At 48.2% G+C, this 23503-nt stretch carries 22 protein-coding genes and 1 pseudogene; 7 read left to right on the top strand and 16 right to left on the bottom strand.

Features of this window, described 5'->3' with window-relative positions; genetic code table 11:
• Positions 1-12: 12 nt before the first annotated feature.
• The 7 genes and pseudogenes from AB6805_RS31750 to lepA all read right to left on the bottom strand — a co-directional run bounded on the left by AB6805_RS31750 (position 13) and on the right by lepA (position 6576).
• Positions 13-693, bottom strand: a complete 681-nt coding sequence (locus AB6805_RS31750; protein ID WP_370913450.1) for an urease accessory protein UreF — start codon at positions 691-693, stop codon at positions 13-15.
• A 5-nt stretch (positions 694-698) separates the two neighbouring features.
• Entirely contained in the window at positions 699-1202 is a 504-nt protein-coding gene (gene ureE / locus AB6805_RS31745; RefSeq protein ID WP_370913449.1) for an urease accessory protein UreE, read from the bottom strand.
• A 12-nt stretch (positions 1203-1214) separates the two neighbouring features.
• Positions 1215-2936, bottom strand: a complete 1722-nt coding sequence (gene ureC, locus AB6805_RS31740) for an urease subunit alpha (RefSeq protein WP_370913448.1) — start codon at positions 2934-2936, stop codon at positions 1215-1217.
• Between the two features lie 71 nt (positions 2937-3007).
• A pseudogene (gene ureB / locus AB6805_RS31735) lies at positions 3008-3307 on the bottom strand (urease subunit beta); the annotation flags it as partial.
• Between the two features lie 21 nt (positions 3308-3328).
• Positions 3329-3631, bottom strand: a complete 303-nt coding sequence (gene ureA, locus AB6805_RS31730; RefSeq protein ID WP_370913447.1) for an urease subunit gamma — start codon at positions 3629-3631, stop codon at positions 3329-3331.
• A gap of 351 nt (positions 3632-3982) precedes the next feature.
• A complete protein-coding gene (locus AB6805_RS31725; protein WP_370913446.1) occupies positions 3983-4537 on the bottom strand; it encodes a thioredoxin family protein in 555 nt (184 codons plus the stop codon).
• Positions 4538-4782: 245 nt separating this feature from the next.
• Positions 4783-6576 (bottom strand): translation elongation factor 4, encoded by a 1794-nt coding sequence (gene lepA / locus AB6805_RS31720; protein ID WP_370913445.1) that lies wholly within the window; start codon positions 6574-6576, stop codon positions 4783-4785.
• A 246-nt stretch (positions 6577-6822) separates the two neighbouring features.
• Between lepA and AB6805_RS31715 the strand changes: the two genes are divergently transcribed.
• The 3 genes from AB6805_RS31715 to AB6805_RS31705 are packed head-to-tail and all read left to right on the top strand — an operon-like array spanning position 6823 to position 9039.
• A complete protein-coding gene (locus AB6805_RS31715) occupies positions 6823-7086 on the top strand; it encodes an acyl-CoA-binding protein (RefSeq protein ID WP_079471849.1) in 264 nt (87 codons plus the stop codon).
• Between the two features lie 59 nt (positions 7087-7145).
• On the top strand, positions 7146-8384 hold the full coding sequence (gene rocD, locus AB6805_RS31710) for an ornithine--oxo-acid transaminase (protein WP_370913444.1): 1239 nt from the start codon (positions 7146-7148) through the stop codon (positions 8382-8384).
• Between the two features lie 10 nt (positions 8385-8394).
• On the top strand, positions 8395-9039 hold the full coding sequence (locus AB6805_RS31705) for a VIT1/CCC1 transporter family protein (RefSeq protein ID WP_370913443.1): 645 nt from the start codon (positions 8395-8397) through the stop codon (positions 9037-9039).
• Between the two features lie 228 nt (positions 9040-9267).
• On the opposite strand, the gene AB6805_RS31700 is transcribed toward AB6805_RS31705, so the two are convergent.
• Both AB6805_RS31700 and AB6805_RS31695 read right to left on the bottom strand, forming a co-directional pair.
• A complete protein-coding gene (locus tag AB6805_RS31700; protein ID WP_370913442.1) occupies positions 9268-9663 on the bottom strand; it encodes a hypothetical protein in 396 nt (131 codons plus the stop codon).
• Positions 9664-9691: 28 nt separating this feature from the next.
• Positions 9692-11854 carry a S9 family peptidase gene (locus AB6805_RS31695; RefSeq protein WP_370913441.1) on the bottom strand — a complete coding sequence of 721 codons (2163 nt, stop codon included), beginning with the start codon at positions 11852-11854 and terminating at the stop codon, positions 9692-9694.
• Between the two features lie 220 nt (positions 11855-12074).
• Here AB6805_RS31695 and AB6805_RS31690 point away from each other — a divergent pair, with 220 nt between their 5' ends.
• The 3 genes from AB6805_RS31690 to AB6805_RS31680 all read left to right on the top strand — a co-directional run bounded on the left by AB6805_RS31690 (position 12075) and on the right by AB6805_RS31680 (position 13713).
• Positions 12075-12338, top strand: a complete 264-nt coding sequence (locus AB6805_RS31690; protein WP_370913440.1) for a hypothetical protein — start codon at positions 12075-12077, stop codon at positions 12336-12338.
• 70 nt (positions 12339-12408) lie between these two features.
• Complete coding sequence (locus AB6805_RS31685; protein ID WP_370913439.1) at positions 12409-13023, top strand: trimeric intracellular cation channel family protein; 615 nt, start codon at positions 12409-12411, stop codon at positions 13021-13023.
• Between the two features lie 42 nt (positions 13024-13065).
• Positions 13066-13713, top strand: a complete 648-nt coding sequence (locus AB6805_RS31680; RefSeq protein ID WP_370913438.1) for a MarC family protein — start codon at positions 13066-13068, stop codon at positions 13711-13713.
• A 390-nt stretch (positions 13714-14103) separates the two neighbouring features.
• Here the strand turns inward: AB6805_RS31680 and AB6805_RS31675 are convergent, their stop codons facing one another.
• From AB6805_RS31675 to AB6805_RS31650, 6 genes are all read right to left on the bottom strand, one after another.
• Complete coding sequence (locus tag AB6805_RS31675) at positions 14104-14304, bottom strand: hypothetical protein (RefSeq protein WP_370913437.1); 201 nt, start codon at positions 14302-14304, stop codon at positions 14104-14106.
• A gap of 48 nt (positions 14305-14352) precedes the next feature.
• The gene (locus AB6805_RS31670) at positions 14353-15441 is read right to left on the bottom strand and encodes an efflux RND transporter periplasmic adaptor subunit (protein WP_370913436.1); all 1089 of its coding nucleotides are present in this window, start codon (positions 15439-15441) and stop codon (positions 14353-14355) included.
• Between the two features lie 16 nt (positions 15442-15457).
• Positions 15458-18661 carry an efflux RND transporter permease subunit gene (locus AB6805_RS31665; RefSeq protein WP_370913435.1) on the bottom strand — a complete coding sequence of 1068 codons (3204 nt, stop codon included), beginning with the start codon at positions 18659-18661 and terminating at the stop codon, positions 15458-15460.
• A gap of 12 nt (positions 18662-18673) precedes the next feature.
• On the bottom strand, positions 18674-20071 hold the full coding sequence (locus AB6805_RS31660) for a TolC family protein (RefSeq protein WP_370913434.1): 1398 nt from the start codon (positions 20069-20071) through the stop codon (positions 18674-18676).
• Positions 20072-20118: 47 nt separating this feature from the next.
• Positions 20119-20475: a hypothetical protein gene (locus tag AB6805_RS31655; RefSeq protein WP_370913433.1), complete on the bottom strand. Its 357-nt coding sequence runs from the start codon at positions 20473-20475 to the stop codon at positions 20119-20121.
• Positions 20476-20562: 87 nt separating this feature from the next.
• Positions 20563-21381: a hypothetical protein gene (locus AB6805_RS31650; RefSeq protein ID WP_370913432.1), complete on the bottom strand. Its 819-nt coding sequence runs from the start codon at positions 21379-21381 to the stop codon at positions 20563-20565.
• 80 nt (positions 21382-21461) lie between these two features.
• On the opposite strand from AB6805_RS31650, the gene AB6805_RS31645 reads away from it, so the two are divergent.
• Positions 21462-22409, top strand: a complete 948-nt coding sequence (locus AB6805_RS31645) for an aldo/keto reductase (protein WP_370913431.1) — start codon at positions 21462-21464, stop codon at positions 22407-22409.
• Between the two features lie 45 nt (positions 22410-22454).
• On the opposite strand, the gene AB6805_RS31640 is transcribed toward AB6805_RS31645, so the two are convergent.
• Entirely contained in the window at positions 22455-23471 is a 1017-nt protein-coding gene (locus AB6805_RS31640) for an outer membrane beta-barrel protein (protein WP_370913430.1), read from the bottom strand.
• Between the last annotated feature and the right edge of the window lie 32 nt (positions 23472-23503).

Here is a 23503-nt window from a genome sequence, read left to right as displayed (position 1 = left end):
GAATAATTATTGTTACGACATATACAACCGGCTGTACAGGCGTTCGTGTTGCATGCTGCGGATATCAAATGCCGCGTTGCAAAGGCCGAGCAATGATCTGTCGGGTTGTATCGTTGCTGCTGTCAGTTCTTTTAGTAGATGTTGCAGGTCAAAGATGATGTCCTGCCCGTCCATTTGCCCCAGGGGTACCAGCTTCACGCAGTTGGTCACCATTCCCATGGCGGCGTTGTAATAGAACGCATACAATGCGGACGACAAGGGAATACCGGTGAGGTGGGCGTATATACCAAACACCAGGCAGTAGTGCGGGCTGTTACCTGCTGCTGTTTCATACTGCGTTACCAGGTCGCTGGTATACCTGCGGCTGAAAATGCGGGTAAGCCTTGCGCCCAGCTTCTGGCTGGCTTCCCGGAGTTCGCGCGGTGCTTTTACGGCCGTACACAGGTGGTGCAGCTCCAACAATTCCTTCACGTTATTTTGTGTAGCTGCGGTGTAGGCCAGGCTCATAAATGCGGCATCGTTATAGCGGATATTATTTTGCAGCATACTGCGCACAAAGGTAGCCGCAGTGGCGGCGCTGTTGACCAGCCCCTGTTGCACAAAGGTTTCCAGCCCGGCAGAATGTGTGTAACCGCCAATGGGCAATGTGCTGTCTGCCAGGTGTAGTAAGCTGCCGAGATAATGCTGTTCCATATGCTCTATTTTGACGCCAGTTCCAGGATCTTCTCAAAAAATGAAGGGCCGCTGTTTCCATGCGTGTGTGGTTGTACGTTAGTACGCAGGATGTGCAGTAACTTGCGCCGTTCTTTTACCACCGGGTACCCGGCCGCATGGAGCCAGCGATACAGCGGCTCCTCCGCGGGAATCAGCAGCTGCTCCTCTTCGAGGAAAAGCGGCAGGTGTTTGTTGCCGATTTCGTAGCACACCTTTGCCATTTCGGCCATGTTCCGCGGGCGGATCACAATAGCTTCACAGGGAAGGATGTCTACCACGATCATCAGGTCGTTGTCCTGGTAGAGGATATCATTTTGTTGCAGTTGCTGCCCTTCCTTTGTAAACTTCAATGCCACTTCACGGCCACCGGCAGTGAGTTTCCGCTGAATGCGCCGGGAAGTTTCAAACCATTCCAGCGGCAGCAGGTCGGTTTCTTTACTGCTGCGTGTATGCGTATCCGTATTTCCTATAATTTCCCTTACCAACATATCTCTTCCGGATTAAAATAAAAAATAACGCTGTGCGAGCGACAGTTCCTTTAACGGTTCGCAGGTAATTTTTTCGCCGTCTATCCGTACTTCGTATGTTTCCGGATTTACGGTGATATCGGGTGTTTTATCGTTATGAATAAGATCTTTTTTGGAGATGTTACGGCAGTTGCTCACCGGCAACAATTGTTTCTGTAAACCGTATTCTTCTTTAATGCCTTTCTCTAACGATAACGCAGATACGAATAATACGCTGGTGTGCAGGAGTGCTTTTCCGTGTGCGCCAAACATGTGGCGGTAAATTACCGGCTGCGGTGTTGGAATGGACGCATTGGGATCGCCCATGCGGCTGGCATTGATCATGCCGCCTTTGATGATCATTTCCGGCTTCACGCCAAAGAAGGCGGGTTTCCACAGCACGAGATCCGCCATTTTACCGGGTTCCAGGGAACCGATATGCGTGGAGATGCCGTGTGCGATAGCCGGGTTGATGGTATATTTGGCGATGTATCTTTTCACGCGGAAGTTATCATTCTCGCTGTTCTTATCCTCCTCCAGTGCGCCATGTTGTTTCTTCATTTTATCGGCGGTTTGCCAGGTGCGGATGATCACTTCACCGATGCGACCCATTGCCTGTGAGTCGGAGCTCATGATGCTGAATACGCCCATGTCGTGCAGGATATCTTCTGCAGCGATGGTTTCCGGGCGGATGCGGGAATCTGCAAACGCCACATCTTCCGGTACTTTTTTATCCAGGTGATGGCATACCATCAGCATGTCGAGATGTTCATCGATGGTATTTACCGTATAAGGGCGTGTGGGATTGGTAGATGCAGGCAATACATTCGGGAAGGAAGCTGCCCGGATGATATCCGGAGCATGGCCGCCACCGGCGCCTTCTGTGTGGAAGGTATGTATTACGCGTCCGTTGATGGCGTTGAGTGTATCTTCCAGGAAACCGGCTTCATTCAGCGTATCCGTGTGGATGGCGATCTGCACGTCCAGTTCGTCGGCTACTTTCAGGGAAGCATCTATTACGGCCGGCGTAGCGCCCCAGTCTTCATGAATTTTCAGCCCCAGCGCGCCTGCAGCTATCTGTTCCACCAATGGCCCTGTGGTAGCGCAATTCCCTTTACCGAAGAAGCCGAGGTTTACGGGATATGCTTCTGCCGCCTGCAGCATGCGCTGGATGTTCCATTTTCCCGGTGTTACCGTAGTGGCGCTGGTGCCATCGGCCGGACCGGTACCGCCGCCTATCAGGGTGGTTACTCCGCTGAAGAGGGCATGATCCACCTGTTGCGGACAGATAAAGTGAATGTGCGTGTCAATACCGCCAGCGGTGGCGATGAGGTTAGCGCCATTGTGTACTTCGGTGGATGCCCCTATAATGAGCTGCGGATGTACGCCGTCCATCGTGTCGGGATTACCTGCCTGTCCAACGGCAACGATCTTACCGTCTTTAATCCCTATGTCTCCCTTCACAATCCCCCAGTGATCGATGATCATCACGTTGGTGATCACAAAATCGAGCACGCCTTCGCTACGCAGTGCGGTGGCCGATTGCGCCATACCGTCTCTCACGCTTTTACCGCCGCCGAATTTGCTTTCATCGCCGTATACGTTGTAATCCTTTTCTATTTCTATGATGAGGTCTGTATCTGCCAGCCGTACGCGATCGCCGGTGGTAGGACCATACATATTTACATATTTTGTTTTGCTGATGGACAGGCTCATAGTTGCTCGGATTTAAAATTGAGGGAAGCTGCTTTGGCAATGGCTGCGGCTTTCACAGCAGGATCGGTAGTATCGCCGTTTACAAGATTATTGATACCGATCACCTTCCGGGCGCCGCCCAGCTCCACCAGTTCTACTTCCTTGGCTTCTCCCGGCTCAAAGCGTACAGCGTTGCCAGAAGGTATATTGAGCCGCATACCGAATGCAGCCTCCCTTGGGAAAGACATCATGCGGTTTACTTCAAAAAAGTGGCAATGGGAGCCTATCTGTACCGGTCTGTCGCCGGTGTTCACCACGCTCAACCTGACGGTTTTCCGGCCGGCATTGGCAATGATATCTTCTTTCTTTAAAAAATATTCTCCGGGGATCATGGTTGTAAGATTTAGTACTGGTTAACGGATAGGATCATGTACGGTGACCAGTTTGGTACCGTCTGGAAAGGTAGCTTCGATCTGAACTTCGTGAATCATTTCGGGTATGCCTTCCATCACATCTTCGCGGGTAAGAATGGTAGCGCCATAGTGCATGAGCGCTGCCACGGTATTCCCGTCGCGTGCCGCTTCCATTAAGCGGCTGCTGATAAGGGCAATGGCTTCCGGGTAGTTAAGGCGCAGTCCTCGTGCTTTTCTTTTCTCGGCCAGTTCACCGGCCAGGTGCAGTAATAATTTCTCGGTTTCCCGTGCAGTCAGGTGCATATGAATAGATTGTTGTATAAAAACTTATTTCCGGGAGATTGGCTGGTGTATGAAAGGAGTGGTAAAGTACGAATTTTCCGCGTATTTTGTCTTACTCAGGATTACGCTGATTTTATTGATTTATTTGATTTGAACATTTTGGATTTTAAAGGATTCGGGGAGATGTAAGCGGATATTTTCGCTTATATCTCCCCAAATCTTTTAAAAAATAATCAGTAAAATCAGCGTAATCAGCGGGAAAGACAAAATACGCATATCCGCTTATATCTCCCCAAATCATTTAAAATCCAAAAATGTTCAAATCAAATAAATCAATAAAATCAGCGTAATCCTGAGTAAGACAAAATACGCTTAATGCGCGGCGTTGGCTATTTTACCGAACCGGGTACGTACGGCATCGAGTTCTCCGCGTTTCATTTTTGATGTTTTTTCGAGGATGCCAACGAAGTAATCCACTTCTTCTTTCTGGGCTGGGCAACCTACGTTCTGCAGTTTGCCGGTGGGGCTTTTCATGCGACTGTCGGCCAGCAGTTCACCGTTGGTGTTTAATACAAGCCAGAACGGAATGCCTTCCTGGTCGCCATGGTATTTTGCCAGCAGATCGGCGCCGCCCGGGTTTTCCAGCGATTTGTTGGCGCCGTTTTCCAGCACCGTGATATGACGGATTTCGTAATTGTTGTCGAATGCTTTTTTCACGCTGGCGTCATTCATGGCAGTATCCATTTTATGGCACCAGCCACACCAGGATGCGTGAAAGATGACGATCACTTTTTTATTGGCTTTGGCTGCCTGCGCACAGGCATCTTTTACTACCTGGTCGGCGGCGGGTGGCGCCTGTTGCGCTTTTACGGCCGAGAAAGTGAGCGCGGAAAATACGAATGTTAAAGAGAGCACTAAAGAACGCATGGGTGATTGGTTTTCTCAAATATAATAAATTCCACGCGGAGTTTGTCTTTCCCGCTGATTACGCTGATTATGCTGATTTGTTTGATTTTTACTTTTGGATTTTTTAGATTTTTATATAAAAAATTAAAGGGAGATATAAACGAATATATCCGCTTATATCTCCCAAAATCCTTTATAAAATCAAAAAGTAAAAATCAAACAAATCAGCATAATCAGCGTAATCAGCGAGAAAGACAAAATACGCTTTAGTCATCGAGCTTGAGTACCGCCAGGAAAGCTTCCTGTGGTATTTCCACGTTGCCTATCTGGCGCATACGTTTCTTACCTTCTTTTTGTTTCTCGAGTAATTTACGTTTACGGGAGATGTCACCACCATAACATTTTGCGGTTACGTCTTTACGCATAGCGCTGATGTTTTCGCGGGCAACGATCTTGGCGCCGATGGCTGCCTGGATGGCGATGAGGAATTGCTGGCGTGGCAGCAGCTCTTTCAGTTTTTCGGTGAGTTTACGGCCAAACTCCTGTGCGCGGCTTCTGTGGATCAGGGCACTGAGTGCATCCACTTTCTCGTTGTTCAGGAGGATATCCATTTTCACGATGTCACTGTCGCGGAATCCGATGGGTGTATAGTCGAAGGAGGCGTATCCGCGTGTCTGACTTTTCAGTTTATCATAAAAGTCGAATACGATTTCCGTTAATGGTATTTCAAACATCAGTTCCACGCGGGTGGTGGTCAGATAGCTTTGATTCAGGAGGTTACCGCGTTTGCCGAGGCACAGGGTCATGATGTTACCGATATATTCCGGCTTGGTGATGATCTGTGCGCGGATGAAAGGTTCCTCGATCCTGTCCAGTTTGGTAGGATCGGGCATTTCACTCGGGTTGTTTACGATAATAATACCATCGCGGGTAGTGTGTGCAATGAAGCTTACGTTGGGAACCGTGGTGATAACGGTTTGATTGAATTCCCTTTCGAGGCGTTCCTGGATAATTTCCATGTGGAGCATGCCGAGGAATCCGCAACGGAAGCCAAAGCCCAGCGCCTGCGAGGTTTCCAGCTCATAGGTAAGGGAAGCATCGTTCAGCTGCAGTTTGTCCATGCACTCACGCAGTTCTTCGAAATCTTCTGTATTTACAGGATAGATACCGGCGAATACCATTGGTTTTACTTCCTGGAAGCCGTTGATACCTTCTAAGCAAGGGTTATTGGATAAGGTGATGGTATCCCCTACTTTCACTTCCTTAGCGCTTTTGATACCGGTAATGATATACCCTACATCCCCGGTGAATACTTCCTTGCGGGGATCGAGTCCAAGTTTCAGGATGCCTACTTCATCTGCAAAATATTCTTCTCCGCTGTTAAAAAACCGGATCTTATCTCCTTTTTTGATGGAGCCGTTGAACACGCGGAAATATGCGATGATACCACGGAAAGAGTTGAATACGCTATCGAAGATAAGTGCCTGTAACGGCGCTTCATTACTGCCTTTGGGAGCGGGAATACGGTTTACGATGGCTTCCAGGATTTCTTCAATGCCGATACCGGTTTTGCCGGAGGCAAGCAGGATATCTTCTCCTTTTACGCCGATAAGTTCTATGATCTGGTCTTTCACTTCTTCGATCATGGCGCCCTGCATATCAATTTTATTGATAACGGGAATGATTTCGAGGTCGTTTTCCAGTGCCAGGTAGAGATTTGAGATAGTTTGTGCCTGGATACCCTGTGCGGCGTCTACCAGGAGGAGTGCTCCTTCGCAGGCGGCAAGGGCGCGGGATACTTCGTAGGAGAAGTCCACGTGGCCGGGGGTATCGATCAGGTTAAAGATATATTTTTCACCATTTTTTGCAGTGTAATCCATCTGAATGGCGTGGCTCTTGATGGTGATACCTTTCTCACGTTCAAGATCCATGTCGTCCAGCACCTGTGCCTGCATGTCGCGGTCGGAAATAGTATGTGTAAACTCCAGTAAACGGTCTGCCAGGGTACTTTTACCGTGGTCAATATGGGCAATGATACAAAAATTGCGAATATTCTTCATATGTTTTTTTGCTATTCCGTGTCCTGCTGCAATGTACTGCATCGGACCTTTTCAGCCGGCAAAGGTATTGAAATTAGTTCATTAGTTAATGCGTTTAGTAATTATGTTTTGTTATTTGGTTTTTAAGGAGATAGAAAGGGTGGAGCGGGCTTTTTTTGATATATTAATATATAAAGCTCAACTTTATAGACATAAGGGAAAAATGAGGGTGTTAACCCGTATTATTAAAACTTAAACTCACCGCACATGGAACTAACCAGTCAGTTTGAAGAGGCAGTAGCAGCCAGTAAAACCCTGCCGGAGAAACCGTCCAATGAAATTTTGCTGCAGTTGTATGCTTTGTACAAACAGGGAACAACCGGCGACGTGGATAACGACGGCCCTTCCAACCCATTTGATTTTGTAGCGAAAGCCAAGCACGAAGCGTGGGCGGAGTTGAAAGGTAAAACGAAAGATGCGGCGATGCAGGAATATGTGGACCTGGTAAAGAAACTGAAAGGGGGCAATTAGCCGGGAGCTGTTAGCTGATGGCTAACAGCTTCTTTCATCTTTTTCCTTACTTTTGGGTTATGGTACCTTCATACACGATAAGCGAAAAGTCACAACATTACCTGGCGCTGGAAGAACAATATGGTGCCCATAATTATCATCCGCTGCCGGTTGTACTGGACCGGGGCGAAGGTGTTTTTCTATGGGATGTGGATGGCAAACGTTATTATGATTTTCTGTCCGGTTATTCTGCTGTAAACCAGGGGCATTGTCACCCTAAAATTATTGCCACCCTTATAGAGCAGGCAAAAAAGCTGACACTTACCTCCCGTGCATTTCACAATGATTTGCTGGGAGAATACGCACAATACATCACTGCTTATTTCGGATATGACAAAGTATTGCCCATGAATACGGGTGTGGAAGCGGTGGAAACAGCGCTGAAGCTTTGCCGTCATTGGGCCTATATTGTAAAAGGCATTCCGAAAGACAAAGCAAAAATCATTGTTTGCGCCAATAACTTCCACGGGCGTACGCTGAATGTGATCTCTTTCAGTACGGATCCTGCTGCACGTGATAATTTTGGTCCGTTTACACCGGGTTATGAAGTTATTCCCTACAACAGCTTAACCGCACTGGAACAGGCTTTACAGGATAAAAACGTAGCCGGATTCCTGGTAGAACCCATACAGGGTGAAGCGGGTGTAATGGTACCGGATGAAGGGTATTTATCCAAAGCGTGGCAGTACTGCCAGGATGCCAATGTGTTATTTATTGCAGACGAGATACAGACGGGATTGGCCCGTACCGGCAAAATGCTGGCCTGCGACCATGAAAATGTGCGCCCGGACATCCTGATACTTGGAAAGGCTTTGTCGGCCGGCACCTTGCCGGTGAGCGCTGTACTGGCGGATGATGAGATCATGCTCACCATTAAACCCGGCGAACATGGCTCCACCTACGGTGGCAACCCGCTTGCCTGCAAAGTGGCCATTGCCTCCCTGCAGGTACTGAAAGATGAGAAGATGGCGGAAAACGCCGCTGAAATGGGACTGTTGCTCCGCAACGGCCTGAAGGAACTGCATTCGCCTTACATCACCACCATCCGTGGAAAAGGATTGCTGAACGCCATCGTTATTGAACATAAAGACCCGGAAGCTGCCTGGGACCTTTGTCTTACTTTAAAAGAAAACGGTCTGCTGGCCAAGCCAACACACGGTGATAAAATACGGTTTGCACCGCCCCTGTCTATCAATGCAGGACAGATCAACGATTGCGTGCAGATCATCAAAAGAAGCCTGGAGCAGGCTTTCAGTTAGTGAACCTTGTATGACTATATCCCATAAAGCCATCCGTAGTTCCGGGTGGAAGACAGATTTTTTAATCGGGTTTCCCGATGGGCTTTTCCTGTTGTTCTTTGCTACGCAGGTGATACAGGTATTTCCCATTGAAGTGCAGACCTTTTATACCATTCACCTGTGCGCACTGATCATTGGCGCTGTGCTGGTGATGATCAGCGCTTTCCAGGCTAATAAAGGCGACCTGCAGCACGACAGCGCCCTGCTGTCGGACCAGGAACGGACCAAGCTGCAACGCCTGGATATCAACCCGCGTATGATTGCACACATAGAACAGGAAATGGAAAAGGATGCCCATTCGTGGGAGCTGATGCTGGAACAGGAGAAAGTAAAGGAATCTGCGTTTAGTCGTTCCCGTGCTATCAAGAGTGCGTTGATGACCGGGGTTTTCTTTTTGCTGGGTGGTATCCTTTCGCTGGGACCTTATCTTTCCAATGAAAATTTCGCAGCGGCCTCCCCTACCAGTATCCTGCTGGTTTTCCTGGGACTCACAATCTTCAGTTTTATCAAGGCGAAAGTAACCGCGCAACGTCCGCTCCCGGTGATTTTACGGTATTGGTTGATGGGAGCCGGTATCCTTGCGGGCGCATGGATCTTACATAAAACCATCTTCTGAAGCGGATTTTGTCTTTCCCGCTGATTACGCTGATTTTACTGATTTAGGGATTTGATCACTTTGGATTTTAATGATTCGGGGAGATATAAACGGATATTTTCGCTTATATCTCCCCGAATCTTTTTAAAATCATAAAAAAAATCCCAAAAGTAAAATCAACGTAATCAGTAAAATCAGCGTAATCAGCGGGAAAGACAAAATCCGCATCGCCGGAGGCGATGCTGTTTTTTATTTACTGTTTTTAGGCGGACGTGTAAACAACACGCAGGCAAAGGCTACCAGCGCACCAGCCAATGATAAGTAAAGGCCGGGTTGCGACTGCGGACAATCACCCATCTCACATCTCGAATACAACAACATATTCCTGAAAGTCCAGGCCAGCAGAAACCCCACAATAAAGAGGTTCACCCTGGACACCCACTTATTTTTTACCAGGAATATTCCAATTGCCAGTACAGAAAGGATAATACATAACCGGCCCGGCTCTCCGTAATTGGAACCCGTTCCGTTTACACCCGTAAAAACCAGGTGCCTGCCATCCACGTCTACTACTGACCATGGCAAAAACGCGCAGATAATCACCAGCAACACTGCCAGTATTCCAATAATAGCTGTCCTGGACATACTTTTCAATTTAGGGAGGCAAAGGTACTTATTTTGCGCCCGGTTCACAATGCGAACGCAAATAATTAGTATATAAAGTAGAAAGGTGTTCAAAAGTGCCTTGTCCCTCAGAGATACTATGCGTGCGGTTAGGATAAGCCATAAACTGGAACTGCTTATTATACCTGATCAGTTCATTCAGCAGCATTTCCGCGTTCTGATAATGTACATTATCGTCGCCGGTGCCATGGATATAAAGCAGATTGCCCTGGAGGTTTTTTGCATAAGTGATAGGCGAACCTTTTACAAAATCTTCCCGGTTTTCTTCCGGCAGACCCATATAGCGTTCCTGGTAAATGTTATCATAAGTAAGCTGGTTGCCTACCGCAGCAATGGCGATCCCCGTTTTATAGATCTCCGGATACTGGAACAGGAGGTTCAGCGTCATAGAGCCGCCGCCGCTCCAGCCCCATACAGCGGTGCGTTGCGGATCAAGAAAAGTATATTTCTGCAACAATGCTTTGGCGCCCATGGCCTGGTCGCGTGCATTGATCAATCCTACTTTGCGGTACACGCATTTACGCCAATTACGGCCTTTGGGCAACGGGGTGCCCCTGTTATCCATTGATATGTATACATATCCGTCGGCGGCCATATCGCCGTCGTAGAGGAAGTTGCGGCCTGCGCCAATGGCATCGAGCGAGGTAGCGCCGGCGGGTTCACCGTATACATAAAATACGACGGGATATTTTTTGGAGGGATCAAAATTGGCGGGTTTACTCATCCAGCCGCTCATGGTAACGCCGTCAACAGTGGTGATGCTGAAAAACTCCGGTTTATTGGGTGCTGCAGCGCCTTTGGTAATAGCATTCAGTACGGTATTGTCCTTGCTTTTGTGCGCCGGCAGTTGCAGGTTTTCACTAACAGGATAAGTATATGCGTTACTGAAATCGTGGATGGCCCAGTTTCCGTAAGGTGAAATTTTATATTCGTGGGAGCCGGGTTCATTCGCGGGTGTGATGCGCTCTGCCTTGCCTCCGTTTAACGGCACCTTGTAAAGGTACTGCTGCGTGGGATTATCCGGTGAGGCGAGGAAATAAATGGTGTTACTGGCTTCATCAATTTTGGCGATGCTGATCACATCATAGTTACCGGGTGTGAGTAAAGTGGCTTTACCATCTTCCGTAGAAATATTGTAGAGATGGCGCCAGCCGTCCTGTTCACTCACCCAGATAAAGGATTTGCTGTTGCGGATAAAGTCCCATCCGGCGATGTTGTCATCGTCCCAGCGCGACTTTACATCGATCCAGGCGCTGTCCTTTTCCTGGTAAACAGGGCGTACCTTTCCATTGGCGGCATCGCAGAGCATTATTTTGCTTTCGTTTTGTTTGCGGTTCAGCTGCTGGATGATGAGGGTATTTTTACCGGGCACCCATTCCATGCGGGGAATATAATGTTGTTGCTGATCGCCCGGAACCTGCATCCAGGTTGTTTTAGCAGTTTGTATATCTGCAACGCCGATGCGGCAGGCAGAGGGGCTCTCTCCTGCTTTCGGGTATTCCACCGGCACAGTGAAAGAATATATGGAATCGGTGTTATCCATCATGAGGAAGTCGCGGATCTTTGTGGCATCAATCTGCCAGTAGGCGATGCGCTTGCTATCCGGGCTCCAGCGGAAGCCGTCGCGGCAGCCGAATTCTTCTTCATAGGCCCAATCAAATGTACCGTTGATAAAACGGCGGGTACCGTCCGTGGTAATGGGAGTAATGACGCCTGTGGCGAGGTCTTCCACGAAAATGTTATGCCCGCTTACGTACGCGGCTTTCGTGCCGTCTGGTGATAATTTGGCGAACATAAGAGAAGAAGCCGGTTTATCTTTCCCGAGCTGCAGGAGTTTTCCGCTGGCAATGTCCAGTAACCAGTAGTCACCGCGGGTTTCATAGCGCCATACTTTTTTCGAATTGGTGTAAAACAGTACTTTTTTTTCATCTCCTGAAAAATAAAAATCCTTTATGGCAAGGCTGTGATAGCTGGCTGCAGAGACTTTCAGGGAAGATGGTTCACCGGACAACGGGTAAGATTCGATCCCGGCAGGGGTGGCTTTAAAATAGGATTTGCCGTCGAGGCTCCACCGGATGCCCTTTCCGGGCTGCGCCTGTGCTGGTAAATAATACAGCGCGATAAAAACAATGAGTAGCGTAAGTTTCTTCATTATGTAAGAATAATTTGCAATGGTAGCCAAATTATAATAGAAAAAAAATGAACAATATAGGGACGGTAGCGCTCACTTGATAAAAAATCACCCTTTAGTATTAAAAAAACAATTTCTTTTTGCCTATTTTTATGTCAGATTTAATAATTAGATAATGAAAACCAGCCGGTTAGCCATATTTTAACCGGTAATCCTAATTCCTGCAGAAAAACCGTCAGTTATGATACAGATTACCTTATCTTATAAAAACCGTGAATACCGGCATTTTGAAGATTCCTCTCTTGCGCAGATTGCTGAAAATACCCGGAGATTGCTTTGCGCTTTACTGGAAGATATTTATGACCTTGTTACGAAGGAAACAGGGCGCTTTATGATCTACCTGGATCATCATCCTAAAATTGAAGTGGAAGGATTCAGTCATGGTCTCCGCAGCCAGATAGAGCGTACGCTCCGTGGTGAATCTGCCTATGAGGATGATTATTGAGTTGGTTGTTGTTCTCCTGTCGTAATCATATAAAGTATCCTTACCTTAGTTCGTAAATCAGACAAGGAGAATGCAGCTTACCTTCATCCAGGTATTGGAATTACTGGGCACTTTTGCGTTTGCTGTTTCGGGAGCCACAGCAGCTATTAATAAATCGTATGATGTTATCGGACTATTGGCGCTGGCCTTTATCACCGCTATTGGCGGTGGTACTATCCGCGACCTGCTGACAGGCGCCACGCCGGTAGCCTGGATGACGGACGAACTCACCAACACGGCCATTATTGCCGCCGCTATTATTGCCGCATTATTTTTTTCCTATGTAAAAAAACTCACCCGTTTACTCAGCACGTTTGATGCTATCGGTCTCGGGTTGTTTACTATTACCGGTATCAACAAGGGACTAGCGGCGGGGCTTCCCATGCCCATATGTGTGGCGCTGGGCGTTATTACCGGTACTTTCGGCGGATTGCTGCGCGATGTTATCACCGGGGAGCAGCCCATTCTTTTTACCCGTGAAATATATGCTGCGGCATCTATTGCCGGTGGCATCCTGTACCTGGTTGCCGGGCACTTTACCGGCGTTTCCGGAGATATTGCGCAGGGTATAGCCGTTACCGTTATAGTGACCATCCGGCTGATAAGCCTGCGTCATAACTGGCAATTGCCCCGTTTACGTTCCTAGCAGCGATGTTTGCCGGTAAATAAAATTTATTATATTGCTGATATGATGGCATTATTTGATAATTATCTTGCTTTTGCAACCACCGTATTCATGGGATTACTGGCAATTGTAAATCCTGTTTCAGCCATCCCTGTTTTCATGGAGCTGACATCCAATATGGATAAAAAAGCGAAGCGAAACATTGCCACCAAATCGGTGATCATTGCCTTCTGTATTATTCTTGTTTTCAGTGTGGCGGGTAAACTCATTTTTCATGTTTTTGGTATTACACTGGCCGCGCTGCGGGTTACCGGCGGTATCCTTGTATTCGTGATCGGCTATGAAATGGTACGCGGAGAAAAGGAGAATAAAAATGAAAATCCCAAACTCGGCGCTCAACCCGTGAAGGCCGACCAGGGGATCAGCGTAGCCATTACCCCACTGGCAATGCCGCTGCTGGCGGGCCCCGGCGCTATTACCACTTCCATGAGTTATTCCGCGGCTAAAGACCTTACACATCTTGCTATTGTGATAGCCATTTATGCATTTATATGTTATATTACCTATCTGCTCTTTATTGCAGGTGAACGCATTGTAAAAATAATCGGCACCAATGTAATGATGGTGATCACAAAAATGATGGGACTTATTCTCGCAGTTATCGGGGTTCAGATGTTTGCTCTTGGCATCCGCGAACTTTTTAATTTTTAAAAACGGTTTTCCCAGAACAATTTTAAATCGTTTCGTGTTATTATTTCAGATGCGCACTAAAGGAGTTTTCAGGATAACACAAAAGGGAAAGAATATTTAAGAAGATAGCAGCCATCATCCGCATAGCGTAACCCGCTATGATTGTCATTACGCATCCAAACATAAAATCCAAAAACATTTTAACCTATCGAAAACATTTCGCGTAAAAATACGTGAGGGAATCTCATTGCCACTTTATAAAGTTTTTTTAGTTGAACAACAGGTAAATCCGTTATTGATTACTAGGTGGATGTTATTTGTTCTCTTTTTTTAATAAGAACATAAGAAAATCAATATAGACGGAACAGTTAGCAGAAAAGCCGTCCCGACTCCTCGGGACGGCACTTTTTTTTAGTCCTGGTTTTTCTTTTTGCGTTTGCTGTCTGCGATATCTTTCTGATCGTATTCGTCTTCATCATATCCTTCCAATACGTTATTCCGGTCGTCGTTCCTTTCCTTTTTGGCGCCGCCCTTGGCCGGAGCCAGTGTTTCATTCTTACGCTTTGTTTCTTTCAGCTCACGCTTTTCTGAAGTGCTTTTTTTGATCGTCATAAGTCATGGTTTTAAGGTATGGTTACAAAAAAAACGCCGGAACTATGCTTACGGGATCATGATACCTTCTTTAATTTCATCTGTTGCCGGTGCGATCACCCGGTCATCTGCCTGCAGATGGCCGAACACCTCCGTGGAGTCGTTATGATGATTACCTTCTTCTATATCAACCCATTTTGTATAGTGATTTCTTACGGCGACTACATACTTCCTTTCCGTAGACATAACAATCGCGCTGGCTGGCACTAACAGCGCCTGAGCCGAACCTTTCAGCGGCAGCATTACCTCTGTATACATTCCTGCTTTGAGTAGCCGTTTCGCGTTCTGTACATCTATTTCTACAGCTTCAGAGCGGTATTTATCATTCAGTGTACCCGCCTGCCTGGCGATGGTACCCTGGAAATGTTCACCGGGAATGGCATTCACTTCAAATGTGATCGCAGACTGCTCTGATAACTGGGCGCTGTATATTTCAGGGACCTGAAGCATCAGCCTTAACTTGTCTTCTTGCTCCAGCATCAGCATGGGCTTATCATCCACTTTGGTGTCCGGTCCCACCAGGGCGCCGGGATGAATGTTACGTTCCGTGATCACGCCATCGAAGGGCGCGGTAACAGTTAAATATCCGCGGTTTACTTCCTGTGCGCGGAAATTGGCCTGCTCACTGTTCATCAATGCGCTGTCGGCCAGCATGCGGGCTTTTGCCAGCTCCAGGTCGTGGGGGGAAATGGTGCCCGGTTCTTCGCTGGTGGCTACGGTGCGTTCGTAGTTATCCTTACTGGAGGCGAACATGGCCGCTGCCTGCAGGTATTTGGACTGTGCAGCATAATAATGCTGGGTTACTTCCGGCGCTTCCAGCACCAGGAGTACCTGTCCTTTTTTCACTTTGGAGCCGCGGTCTACCGAAATGCTTTTCACAAAACCATTGATCCTGGGATAAATGCTAACCTTCTGGAAGGCGGCTAACGCGCCCGGCAGGCGGATACTACCAGCCAGTGGTCGCTGTACTACTGTTGCCAGCGTATAATGACGTTCTTCTTTATTTGTTTTCTTTTTATCAGTCATAGCGGCTGAATTACAGGCCGCCAGGGCAATGATTATACTTACCGTGAACAGATAATATTTATAGTACTTCATTATTTTAGATTTTATTTTAAACATTGGCATTGTCAGGCATTAGGGAGGGCGACTGATAACCTGTTTTACGCTGCATCAGCGCATATACCTGCGGTAATATGAGCAGGGCGGCAAGTGTGGAGGCTATCAATCCGCCGATTACGGCGCGTCCCAGCGGTGCTGTCTGATCTCCTGCTTCCCCAAGACCACTGGCCATTGGGATCATCCCTGCAATCATGGCCAGGCTGGTCATCAGGATTGGTCGCAGCCTTATACCAGCGCTCACGATGGCTGCTTTCCGCGCATCTCTGTATTCCACCCGGAGCTTTTCCGCGTTGGTAACGATCAGGATGGCATTGGCTACCGATACGCCAGTGGACATGATCATGCCCATATAAGATTGCAGGTTGAGTGTAGCGCCCGTGAGCAACAAGGCGATCAGCGCGCCGGCGATTACTGCCGGGATGGTAGTGAGTACCACCAGTGATAATTTAAACGATTGATAATTGGCCGCCAGCAACAGGAAGATAACTGCTACTGCTATCATCAGCCCGTTTTGCAGGCTGTTCAACGTTTCTACCAGGAGGCTCGATGCGCCTTTCAATTCTGTGATCAGTCCCTTTGGCGGTGTGCCGGTTTCCTGAATGGCCTGTTGCACGGCGGCTGTGGCAGCGCCGAGATCTTTGCCCGAAATATTGGCGCTAACGGTAACGAATCTACGCGGACCGGAGCGGTCATATTCCCCTGGCATCTCCGTTTGGGTAAAAGTGGCTACATCTGCCAATACTGGTCTGGGCTGGCCTTTCACCAGCGGGATCTCTTTCAGGTCGTTTAAGGCCGTCATGTTGTACTCCGGCACCTGCACCTGTACCTGGTAGGTATATGCCACCTTTTCATCGAGCCATTGATTTTTTTCCGTAAAGCGGCTGGAGGACGTGGATGCTGTAACAGAACGCGCCACCTGGTAAATGTTCAAACCCATCTGTGCCAGTTTAAGGCGATCGATGTGAATGCTGATCACCGGGAAATGCAGTGGCTGCGCAATTTGTACATCCCGCAGGAAAGGAATGTCGCGCAGTTTATCTACCAGTTGTTGTGCATACGCGGAAATCTGTTTCATATCCTTCCCCGCCACCCTTACTTCTATCGGCGTAGCGGCTCCCTGGCTCATAATTTTTTCCGTGAGATCTATCGGCTCAAAGGACAACCGTATCTCCGGTATTTTCGCCGTGATGTTCTGCCGGAGCAGGTCTTTCAGTGTCTCGATATTTACTTTATAATTCTCCTCCAGGTTCACCTGTAATACCGCTTCATGGGTACCGCTGTTAAAAATATAGAGGTTACTGGTACCATAGCTGCTGGGAATTAACCCCACGTAAGCGGAGCTGATGGCAACATGCCCATCCACGGTACTGTCCACTACCGCCAGCACTTCATGCAGTGCGCTTTCCGTGCGCTCCAGGCGGGTACCATCGGGCATGCGTAAACGAAGCTGAAATTGCCCGGCGTTAATGTGAGGCATGAGGTCCTTCCCTATCCATACGTAGCAACCACCAGCCAATAGCAGGGAACCAATGATATAAACGGTTACGACTATACGGGATTTATTCATACCGCTTTCCAGGACCTGCATAAAGCCTTGTTTAAAGCGTTCGAAGCCGGTTGCTTTTCCCGGATGCTGCACCGCCTGCTGCAGATGATCGTTTACTTCGTTTATTTCTTCCGCATCCAGCGCCAGGCCGGCATGGGCATGGTGCTGGTATTTATCTGCTTTCAGCCACCAGTTGGCGATAACCGGTACCAATGTTTGCGCTGCGAAGTAGGAAGCCACCATAGCAAAGCCGATAGACAGCGACAGTGGCAGAAACATGGCGCGTGGCACCCCGGTCATAATAAATGAAGGCGCAAATACTGCCAGGATGCAGAGCAGGATGAGCAACAGCGGGAATGCAATTTCTTCGCATGCATCATAAATTGCCTGTCGTTTGGACTTCCCCATTTCCAGGTGCTGGTGGATATTTTCGATGGTCACTGTGGCCTGGTCCACCAGAATACCGATGGCCAGTGCAAGGCCGCTCAGCGTCATGATGTTGATGGTTTGCCCTGCCAGCTTCAATCCCATTACAGCGCAGAGCACTGCTACCGGGATGGTAACCACTACCACCAGACAACTACGCAGGTCGCGCAGGAACAACAGTACCATCAGCCCGGTGAGCAATGCGCCCAGCGCGCCTTCTGTGATCAGGCTTTTCACGGCATTGATCACGAACACCGATTGGTCAAATTCGTACGATACCTTTACATCATCCGGCAGCAGGCTTTGCATTTCCGGGATTTTGGATTTCAGTGTTTTCACTACGTCCCAGGTGGAGGCATCGGCTGTTTTTACTACAGGGATATACACCGAGCGTTTGCCATTGACCAATGCATAATCCACGGTTACATCCGTAGCATCGGCTACACGGGCTATGTCGCGTACGAACACGTTGTTGTTGCCATTGGTAACAATGGGAATATCACCAAAGTCCGCCACCTCTTTTTCGAGGGAATTGATGGTGGTCACAAACATGGTATTGTTGATACGGATGTTCCCTGAGGGCGTCATCACATTATTTTTCGCAATAGCTTCCACTACTTCATCGGCGCTGAGGTTAAAGCTGCGCAGCTTTTGCGGATCAACATTTATGACCACCGACCGGGAGTTGGCGCCAAAGGGCGGTGGCGCCGACAGTCCGGGTACAGATGCAAACATAGGCCGGATACGGGTAGCGGCCAGGTCATAAATTTCCTTCAGCGACTTTTTAGGGCTGCTGAATACCAGCTCTCCCACCGGCAGCGACGATGCATCGAAACGCATGACCTGCGGCGGCAAGGCTCCCGGCGGAAAAAACTTCATGGCGCGGTTCACCTGTAACGCCACCTGGGCAGAAGCTTCCGCCATATCTGTGCTTTCATAAAAGGTGAGCTTTAATAACGTTAACCCCTGTATGTTTTTGGTAGAAATACTTTTTACGCCGTTTACATACAGGAACTGATCCTGCAGGCGGGTGGCAAAGAACCCTTCCATTTGCTGCGGCGACATTCCTCCGTATGGCTCTATCACGTAGATAGTTGGCAGGTTCTGTTTCGGGAATATATCGATGGGTATATTGAAGATGGACAGCAACGAAAAAAGCAGTAGTCCGCCGGTGATTACCACCACCGCGATGGGCTTCTTCAGTGCCGAAGATACAAATGACATAATGAATAGCGTTTAATTCAGATCAGGTAAAAGTTGTGAAATAGTATTGCCGGCATAAGCAGCACGGAACAGTGCTTTCCAGGCTGCATCCTGCGTTTGTACCAGGTCTGTTTCCGCGCGGTTCAAAACAAATAAAGCAGTGGTGACATCAATAATATTGGTGAGGCCACCTTTATACAACGCCATTTTTTGCCAGGCTGCAGCCCGTGCAGCTGCCAGTTGCAAAGGCAGTTCCTGTAGCTTCTCGCGCGAAGTTTGAATATCCGACTGCGCCTGTTGCAGTAACCCACTGAGCGTGGTGCGGGTAGTAGCCAGTTGTTGCGCGGCTACTACCGAGCGGTATTGCTGCACAGCTACTTTTTCGTGTGTGCGTTTCAGGTCTGTAAGATTATATGTGATACCCAATCCGAATAAATAGTTGTACCTGCTGTACCCGAGGCCACTCCACAGGTTTTTATCATATACATCATTGAATGATCCGCTGGAGCCACGCATCCATCCTGCTGCCATCAGGTTTACTTTGGGCATCCTTGCTTTGCGGATTACTTCGGCAGCGGCGCGTTGTTGTTCGTATACCGCATGATAATAGGCCAGCATGGGATGGGCTGCCAGGCTGTCCGGCGCTTCACTGCCCAGCAACACCCGCAGGCGTTTATTATTAATGGTATCGGGCAATATCAGCGCCGTATCAAGGCCGGTGAAAACACTGAGCTGAATGCGGACCTGGTTATAATTGTTTTTTATATCAAGCAGGGTGAGTCTTGCTTTCGACAATTCTGCGGCGGCTATGGCGCTGTCGACCCCGGGTTTGAGGCCATGCAGCACGGTGGCCGTTACGGCCTTCAGTACTTCTTCATTACGCCGGATATTGTCTGATGCTATTTGCTGCAAGGCATACAGCCGGAGCAGTTCCAGGTAATTTTGAATAACGGATACCGTGAGCTGGTTGGCCGTATTGTTCAGATCTGTTTGCTGCACTTTAAGTGATTGTGCCGCTTCTTTCTGTTCACTGCCGTAAGCGCCAAAGTTATAGATCTCCCACTGCATAGCGGCCATTGCGATATTGCCGCTCATTAAGGCACTGTTATTTTCCGGGCGGATACCACCGGAAGTAGAGGGAATCATTCCCATGGTGAAGTAAGATCCGTATATGCTGTTATCTGTGCCGGCATCTACCTGGTCGTGCAGTTTTATGGCCGGGTACCAATTGTGTTTAATATCTGTAAGGCTTGCCTGTCCGGCGTTTACCTGGGCCTGTTTGGCCTTTATAGCGGGGTAATGCGCAAGTGTAAGCGCAATGGCCCGCTGCAGCGAAAAGCTATCCGCTGCAGATTGTGCGAACAAAGAAGTGAAGGGGGAAATACATAGCAACCACCAACACCACTTCTTCGCGATCATATGTAAGTTCATAAATCGCTAAAAAAGAAAATGAAATAAATAAAATGATAAGCGGGTTATCAGGCGGCAGGTGGGCCTCTCCAGCTTCTTAGCGGTGTGGGTACGCTTAGGTAAGGATTGAAATAATATCCTTTGAGGGTTTTGTCTACATAAATAAACCGGGTAGTAACCGCTGACAATAAAAGGGGGCAAACCTTTTCGTGGCCGTAGCTGTCGTTGATACCAACAGGGCGGCGTTTGAACCTGTTAACCGTAGTGCGGAACCGCGGCGTTTTCCCGGCCGCTTTAAAGGCGACACCGGTGGTCAGGTGAATATTATCCGTGCCTTTTACCTGTATTTTCCCGGCCTGCCCCTGCACCTGTGGCAGGAACATCACCGCAATCAATACAAAAAATAAATGCCGGAATAATTTCATGTGGTATACTGTAATGAATGTACTAAGGTATTTAAAAGTACCTGCCTGGGCAGCGCCTTTGTATTTTTTTAACCGGATTTTAATGTCCTAAAAAAAACAGATCAGGCAGAGTTCCTCCATTTTCAGCAGGGCATTGGCGAGGCGGAAGTCCTGCATATTGAGACAGGTGAAGGATTGATATTCATCCAGGCTGGTACCGGCTGCCACTATTTTCAATTCGTGTTCATCCAGCTGGTCATTTACAAAATCCAGCACGCCTTTGGCAAAATCTTCTGCGCCGATGATAGCTTCAAAATCATCTGCGTCCGGTGCTTTCAGCGTAATACCGGCCTGTTGCAATGGTTTTAGTCCATTCAGCGCAGGGATACCGCTTTCTGCAAATTGCTGCCATTCAAATTCCACCACGTTGCCGGTGGCAGATAGTGCAGCATATAATTCTTCCCATATGGCCGTGGCATTTGGCAGCACGATGTCCGGCAAATGGCTGATCTGCTCTTCCGCATCATCTTCATTAAAGATATCCAGGTACAGCTGTGCCAGCGGTTCGCGGGCATTGGAAAGACCGTGCAGGTTTTCGAGCATCTTTAGTTCGTGCATGAGATCAGACCAGCGGAGCAATAGCTCCTCTTCATCTTCCTCATTCATCTCATCGGGGATGAGTACTGCTTTATCGTGCAACTTATAATTATCGAGCCTGTTTTTCCTGATGTGCAGTTCCGGCGTATCAAAAGAAAGTTCATAGGAAGCACAGTTCAGGAAGGCGGTACCGATAAGTACCTTATCTACAAATATTTCATGCACCACACTTTCTTTGGTATCTATGTGCGAGTAGCCACTCTCCTTTCCATAGGTTTGTGTTAACCAGTTAAAATCTTCACGTGAAATAGCAGGCATCTGTTCTGGCATAAAAATTAGTCGGTGAAAGACAAAAGTAATTAAATTACGTACGGGATGTACCCGTGATAGGTATCAATAAAAAAATTATTATGGAAAAACGGAAACTGGGACAATCCGGGCTATTAGTAGCCCCACTGGCCTTTGGCGGCAATGTATTCGGCTGGTCGGCCAATGAGTCCACTTCTTTTTCACTACTGGACGAGTTTACGGCAAATGGGTTTAACCTTATAGATACGGCGGACGTATACTCGCGCTGGGTACCGGGCAATTCGGGAGGTGAATCTGAAACTATAATTGGTAAGTGGATGCGCGACCGTGGTAACCGCGACAAAGTAGTAGTGGCCACCAAAGCCGGCGGTGATATGGGTGAAGGCAAAAATGTGACCAAGGGCTATATCCTCAAAGCTGCCGAGGCTTCCCTGAAGCGCCTGCAAACAGACTACATAGACCTCTACCAAACACATTTCGATAACGAAGCCACTCCTGTGGAAGAAGCGCTGGCCGCTTATGATACGTTGATAAAAGCCGGTAAGGTAAGGGCTATCGGCACTTCCAATATGAGTGCCGCCCGCCTGCTGGAAAGCCTGGAAGCCAGTAAGCAAAACGGCTGGCCGCGGTACGAAACATTCCAACCGGAATACAACCTGTACGACCGCAAAAAATATGAGCAGCAGTATGCAAAGATCTGTGAAGAACAGCATCTCAGCGTAATCAATTATTATTCGCTGGCGAGTGGCTTCCTGACGGGCAAATACCGGACGGCCGCCGACACCGGCAAAAGCGCCGCCCGTGGTCAGAAAGCGTTGAGCTATCTTAACGAAAGGGGGCTTCGTATCCTGGCGGCATTGGACCAGGTAGCAGCGCAATATCACTCCACACCAGCCGGCGTGGCGCTGGCATGGCTGCTTACACGCCCTGCAGTGGCGGCGCCTATTGCCAGTGCTACCAGTAAAGAACAATTGCATGAGCTGATGAATGGCGTGCAGCTGCAGCTGGATTCGGCAGCAGTAGCGTTACTCGACCAGGCAAGTGCATAAAAAAATGGGAGGTTAAATGGCCTCCCATTTTTATGTTATTTATGATCACAGATTAAATTTCAATCCTACATTCAATCCCAGTCCCCCGATATTGATATAGGATTTCAGGTCGTTGCCCGGTTTATTATCATCTTTATAAATCACTTTGGTACCCTGCTGGTTTACCGGTGTATTGGAGCCCTGATCCAGCGTAGTTACGTATTTCGTATTCTTTTCCGCTACCGACAAATCATTAATAGTACGACCTGGCAGGGATTGTATCACCGCGCCGGTGGAACCATTGATGAGGGTATTGGTTTCATTGTACGCAGTGATTTCTTTCTCTTTACTGCGTACCGGCACATTCTTGTATTCCGTTTCCACGAAAACATCAAAGCGGGGTGACACTGTAAATGATACACCAAATGCTCCCTGGAAACCGACGGTAGGATTAGGTTTGATTTCTTCTTTCCTGCTGATATTGGTAACTACCTGTGTGCCTGTAGGAATACCGGCGGGGCTTGACACCTGGGTAGCATCCGTTTCAATATAGAGGCGGCCCCATAACGGAACGATTACGCCAAAGCGCACATAGGGGTTTACTTTTTCGAAGCCCGGGCTTACCACCAGGCTGGGTGCAAAATCTATTGCGTTCACATGTCCATGCGACTCCACATGTCCTAGTTCCCTGCCAGAACCGGCCAGGGTAGCCCGCTGACGGGTCATCAGGTTTTTCTTGCTGTGAAAATAATTAAAAGTTCCTTCTACCGCAAAATATTTATTGATATTATAGCCAACAGAAAGTCCTCCCCTGAAACCTTCTCCGTAAGAACCGGTGAGCACCTTCCGGCTAATCGTATCCATGCCGGAAGCCGGGTTAAACGCTGTGTGCAGATCCTGCGGAGGATATGGGCCAACATTGGGAAACTGCCCCGGCGATACGCTGAAAAAATATCCGCCGGTAACTTTAAGATAAAATTTGGAATGTGAAGAAGATTGGGTGCTGGAATTGTCCTGGGCCTGGGTGCTGTGGGTAACAATCAAAAGCACGGCAACTGCTCCTAGCAGGAATAGATTTTTCATATGCAATGGTTTTGGAGTATGGTATTTAATCT

The sequence above is a fragment of the Chitinophaga sp. RCC_12 genome (assembly GCF_041360695.1).
Classification (GTDB): Bacteria; Bacteroidota; Bacteroidia; order Chitinophagales; family Chitinophagaceae; genus Chitinophaga.
The sequence above is the reverse complement of the archived record's forward strand: the minus strand, read 5'-3'. Positions and strand labels throughout refer to the sequence as shown.